The sequence below is a fragment of the Alistipes sp. CHKCI003 genome (assembly GCF_900021155.1).
GTDB classification, from domain to species: domain Bacteria; phylum Bacteroidota; class Bacteroidia; order Bacteroidales; family Rikenellaceae; genus Alistipes; species Alistipes excrementavium.
On the sequence record NZ_FCNT01000011.1, the window covers coordinates 1 to 4,585 of the forward strand.

General features: G+C 61.8%; 3 protein-coding genes, 1 pseudogene and 1 riboswitch. All 4 genes and pseudogenes read right to left on the reverse strand.

The window, feature by feature from the left end; translation table 11 throughout:
- Nucleotides 1–178: 178 nt before the first annotated feature.
- Nucleotides 179–523: a 50S ribosomal protein L20 gene (gene rplT, locus BN3659_RS01185; protein WP_091533910.1), complete on the reverse strand. Its 345-nt coding sequence runs from the start codon at nucleotides 521–523 to the stop codon at nucleotides 179–181.
- 194 nt (nucleotides 524–717) lie between these two features.
- Complete coding sequence (rpmI, locus tag BN3659_RS01190; protein ID WP_091533913.1) at nucleotides 718–912, reverse strand: 50S ribosomal protein L35; 195 nt, start codon at nucleotides 910–912, stop codon at nucleotides 718–720.
- A gap of 333 nt (nucleotides 913–1,245) precedes the next feature.
- The gene (nrdG, locus tag BN3659_RS01195) at nucleotides 1,246–1,719 is read right to left on the reverse strand and encodes an anaerobic ribonucleoside-triphosphate reductase activating protein (RefSeq protein WP_091533914.1); all 474 of its coding nucleotides are present in this window, start codon (nucleotides 1,717–1,719) and stop codon (nucleotides 1,246–1,248) included.
- A gap of 315 nt (nucleotides 1,720–2,034) precedes the next feature.
- A pseudogene (gene nrdD, locus BN3659_RS01200) lies at nucleotides 2,035–4,113 on the reverse strand (anaerobic ribonucleoside-triphosphate reductase); the annotation flags it as partial.
- A 126-nt stretch (nucleotides 4,114–4,239) separates the two neighbouring features.
- Nucleotides 4,240–4,440: riboswitch (cobalamin riboswitch) on the reverse strand.
- Nucleotides 4,441–4,585: the final 145 nt, after the last annotated feature.

Here is a 4,585-nt window from a genome sequence, read left to right on the forward strand (position 1 = left end):
CGGTCCTATGCACCCGGAGGGGGGGGGAGGCTGCGAAGCGGCGAACCGTCCCGAAAACGAGCTCCGGAACACCCTGTCCCGTCCGATGACGGCGAGCGCGCCGGAATTGCGGTGCGCCCGAAAAAAATCGGGACCGCCCGCGAGAGGCAGCCCCGACCGCAAACTCCCGCGAAGGAGCTTATTTAACTGCTTTTACGATAGCTTCGAATGCTTTGGGTTCGTTCATTGCCAGATCGGCCAGAACCTTGCGGTTCAGCCCGATGCCTTTGGCGTTGAGTTTCCCGATGAATTCCGAGTAGGTCATTCCCTGCATGCGGACGGCGGCGTTGATGCGCGTGATCCACAGGCTGCGGAACGTCCTCTTCTTGAGCTGGCGGTGTGCATAGGCATACGTCAGACCCTTTTCGACCGTGTTTTTGGCGACGGTCCATACATTTCCCCTTGAACCAAAGTTGCCTTTGGCAAGTTTCAAAACCTTTTTTCTTCTTGCGCGAGACGCAACAGCGTTTACTGAACGTGGCATAGCGATAAAGTTTTTGAGAGCTGTCTGCGATGCGGTTCTCCCGCATTCTTCGGGGCAGATTCGCTCCGGTTAATAAAATTCGGCTTGCGTGGCCGGCCCTTCGGAGAGGGCCCGTTTGGGCGGTCGGTTTTCGTTCGCTTCGGCGAAGCGCGGGCGAACCCGCGGTTTTGCGTGCGGCGTATCCGGAAACCGTCCTATTTTACCAGCAGGCTCTTGATTTTGGCCTCGTCGGCCGACGAAACGATCCCCGAGTAGCAGAGATTGCGCTTCTGTTTCTTGGTTTTCTTAGTCAGGATGTGGCTGTGATAAGCGTGCTGACGCTTGATCTTTCCTGTGCCGGTGAAGGTGAAACGCTTCTTCGCAGCGGCATTTGTTTTCATTTTCGGCATTTCGTAAAAGTTTAATTAGTTAAATATAGCGTGCAAAGATACGCATTTATTCGCAATCCGCAATCCGCCGACCGCTATTTTTGGAGGAGGTGCGAAAAAATAGTGCATCTGGGTGCGGAATCATCTTTCGCCTCGTCGTAAGGGTCGGTTCGGTGCGGAAGACGCGCGGCGCCCGTCCTGTGGGCGGCCGGGTGCAGGGGCGGCGGCATTGGCCGGGGCATGCGCGTGCCGGAATATTTGCCGGCCGCCGGATGTGCGTGTGCGGAAAACGGGGCCGGAAACGGGATGCGGCCGCCCGCTCCCGCACCCGGCCCGTTCGCCGTCGGTCGGGGCTCACTTCCGCTCCTGCCGGAAGCGGTGGGTGAGGTCGGTGCGCGAGCCGTCGGGGCGGAGCCGCCAGAGCCGCTGGTTCGTCTCGGGCGAACGCAGTCCGCCCAGCGCTTCGACGTAAGGGCCGAGCTTCAGGTAGTCGAACCGCTCGGCGCGGAATCCGGCGGGCGGCTCCGTACGGCCCGAATACCATGCGATCCGCAGGTCGGGACGGCTCCGGCGCAGGTATTCGGCCAGCGCGGAGACCGCTTCGGGGTCCCCGTCGCCGCCCATCATGCAGACGCAGGTGATCGAACTCCCGTAGCGGGCGAGTATCCCTTCGAGCGCTTCGGCCGTGAGCGGTGCGCCGATCTCTCGTTGCAGCTGGGGACTGTGGCAGCCCGGGCAACGGTTGGGGCAGCCCGAGAGGTTCACGGCGAGCGTTACTTCGTCCGGAATCTCTTGGAACACGATGTCGTAGTCGGTGTAGCGCAGCATTGCGTTCGGCGGTCAGCGGGTCGGAACATTCGGGGAAGCGGGCGCCGCGGTCCGGACTGTGCGGAGTTCGGCGTCGTGCGCCAGCGCGTCGGTGCATGGTGCGGACGGAGCGTTTCCGGCCGCCGGTTCCGGGCGGGTGGCGGCTGTCCGCCCGGCAGCGGTGCGTTCGGCCGGTGCAGCCGCCGGGCCGGTGCGGAATGCGTCGGTGGGGGCGTTGCTCGGTCCTGCCGCTCCGGCTGCCGGGCCGCTGCCGGAGGGTTGCGCGCACGGCGAGCCTGCGGCGGTGTCCGCGGCGGGTGCTTCGGCGGCGGAGCCGTAGTGGCGGCGTGCGGCCTCCTGCTGGCGGGCCAGCGAGAAGTTGGATATGCGTTTCATGTAGCCGATCACGCGCGTCAGGTAGTCGGTGTTGCGGCTGCGACAGACGGGGCATTCGCGCAGGTAGCGTTTGTCGATGTGCCCGCAGTCGTTGCAAACGGTGTTGGGGATGTTGAACGTGAAGTAGTTGCATCCCTCCTGTGCGGCCACGCGCAACAGCTGGCGGTACTGGGCCTGCGAGAGGTGCTCTTCGAGGTTCATGTGCAGCGCCGAGCCGCCCGTGAGGTGGGCGATGTAGCGCTTGCCGTGGAGGCGGAACTTGTCGAGGATGTTGAGCGATGCGTCTTCGACGGCATAGAAGTAGCTGTTGTAGCAGTCGCGCGGCACGTCGTAGCCCGCTTCGCGGTCCCATTTGGCGTGCTTGACGCCCACGTTCTCGGCGGGGATCATCTCGCAGTTGAACATGACCTCTCCGGTGCGGTACTTCTTGTTGCAGCGTTCGACGAGCCCCAGAATCTCCTCCACGAAGTGCTGGTACTCGGGGTTGTCGTCGATGCGCATGCCGAGGTATTCGGCCGCCTCGACCAGACCGTTCACCCCGATGGTGAGGTACTGGCGGCTCATGTTGATGTAGCCCGCGTCGAAGAGCGGGAGCATGCCTTTCGCGCAGAGCGTTTTCAGATTCTCGTTGTAGGCGAGCTGCACCTTGTGCACGAGTTCCGTAACCTCTTCGAGGAATTGCAGATAGGGGATGTGCGCGCGCCGGGCGTGCTGGATGCAGCGGTTGAGGTTGATCGTGAGCACGCTCTTCGAGCCGGTGGAGACGCCGCCCGCACCGAGCGTATAGCTGAATCCGTTGTCCTGAATTTCGTTGCGCAGACGGCAGCACGACGAGAGCGAGTCGGCGTTGTCGCTCATGTAGGTGAAGAACGAGTGCCCGGCGGCGTACATCTCGGCCGTGAAATCGGCCCACTCGCGGTCGATCGCATCGCCGTCGCGGGTCAGCAGCGCCATCGTCTCGACGGGGAAGGTCAGCACGGTCTTCGTGCGCTCGGCGTTGAACCAGCGCATGAAGCGTTTCTGGAGCCAGCTCAGCGACTCCCAGTGAGGGCGCGAACCGTCCGGAAAACGGAACTCGCCGAAGAGACTCTCGAAGTAGGGGCGGTCGTAGTAGGCGATGTTCCAGAAGACGGCTTGGAAGTTGCGTGCGCCCGTGGGCTGGTTGATCGAGTAGACGATCTGCTCGAAACAGTCGGTGATGACCTTGTCGATCGTGCGGCGGCGTTTCGAAAGGTCGGCGGTGTCGTCGGGTCGCAGGTAGTAGTCCTCGCCGTACTCCTGTTCGATGAAATAGTTGAGGTACATCAGAAATTCGGGCGTGGCGCAGGCGCCCGAGAGCATCGACGAGACGATGAAGACCATGTTGACGAAGCCGCCGCAGAACGACTTGAGGTTGGTCGGGGCCGTCGAGTTGCCGCCGATGGACTTCGTGCCGCCCAGCAGCCACGGATACATCGTGATCGAGGCGCAGTAGTTGGCCAGCGACGTCTCGTCGTTCTTGTAGATGAAGTGGTTGTTGAGCAGCTCCAGATAGCGGTCCGCGAGCTCCTTGCCGTACATCTCCTTCAGGCGGTCGGTCAGCAGGCGCCGGTTCAGGCGGATGAAGTTCTGCTTGGGCAGCTCGCCGATCAGGGTGGCGATGTTCTTGTTCTCGACGTTGGCGTTGGCGTCGAATTTCGAGCCCGTCGCAGGGTTTTTCGCTTCGCAGTAGTCCAGCAGGAACCGCAGCTTGTCGCGCACTTCGCGGTCTTCGAGGTGGCGCTGGCGGTAGAGCATGAAGGATTTGGCCACTCGGTAGTACTTCTCGGCCATGAGCGCCGTTTCGACCTGATTCTGAATCTCCTCGACGGTCATCCCGTCGGCGACGCGGATGCGGCTCAGGATGCCCGTCATCATCTCCTGCGTGGCGAAGCTGCCCACCGAGAGGAAGGCTTTGGCCACGGCGTTGCGGATTTTGTCGATCGAGAACGGCTCGCGTTTGCCGTCGCGTTTGGTGATGAATAAATCTGTTCCATTCATAACGTATCGTGTTTTAATCGTCGGCTGTCTCTGCTCGGGGGAATCCGGGTGTGGGATGAGGGGAGAAAGGACCGGGGTGCACGGGACCCGCCGGTTTCCGTTCTTCTGCTTTTCGACCCGAAAGCTCCGAATGCGCGGACTGCGGCAGGTCTTCTGACTCGTTTCGGCCGGCACGCCTTCCCGTCTGAGGGCGACAGTGGCACAAGAGAGTGCGCGGCTTTCGTTGAAACTTACAGCTACGGGGATAGTTCCTGATTTGCACAGGATTCCCTTTTAATCCCCGCTCCGCCTCGGCGAAGCGCGGGAACCGTGTCCGGAAACAAAAGTAGCGATTTTTTCGATAGCAGGTCGCACTGCGTCCGGAAGTTTTCAACATTTTAGAAACATATTCGGAGCCGGCGCTCGTTATCAGCGGGTTCGGCGGCGTGCGGGAGGTGTTTTGCGGCGGTGTGCGGAGCGGCTCGTTCCGGCT

What these genes read in the sequence shown, in the direction of transcription:
- rpmI (WP_091533913.1), bottom strand. Translation starts at nt 912, where the DNA reads ATGCCGAAAATGAAAACAAATGCCGCTGCGAAGAAGCGTTTCACCTTC.
- nrdG (WP_091533914.1), bottom strand. Translation starts at nt 1,719, where the DNA reads ATGCTGCGCTACACCGACTACGACATCGTGTTCCAAGAGATTCCGGAC.
- rplT (WP_091533910.1), bottom strand. Translation starts at nt 523, where the DNA reads ATGCCACGTTCAGTAAACGCTGTTGCGTCTCGCGCAAGAAGAAAAAAG.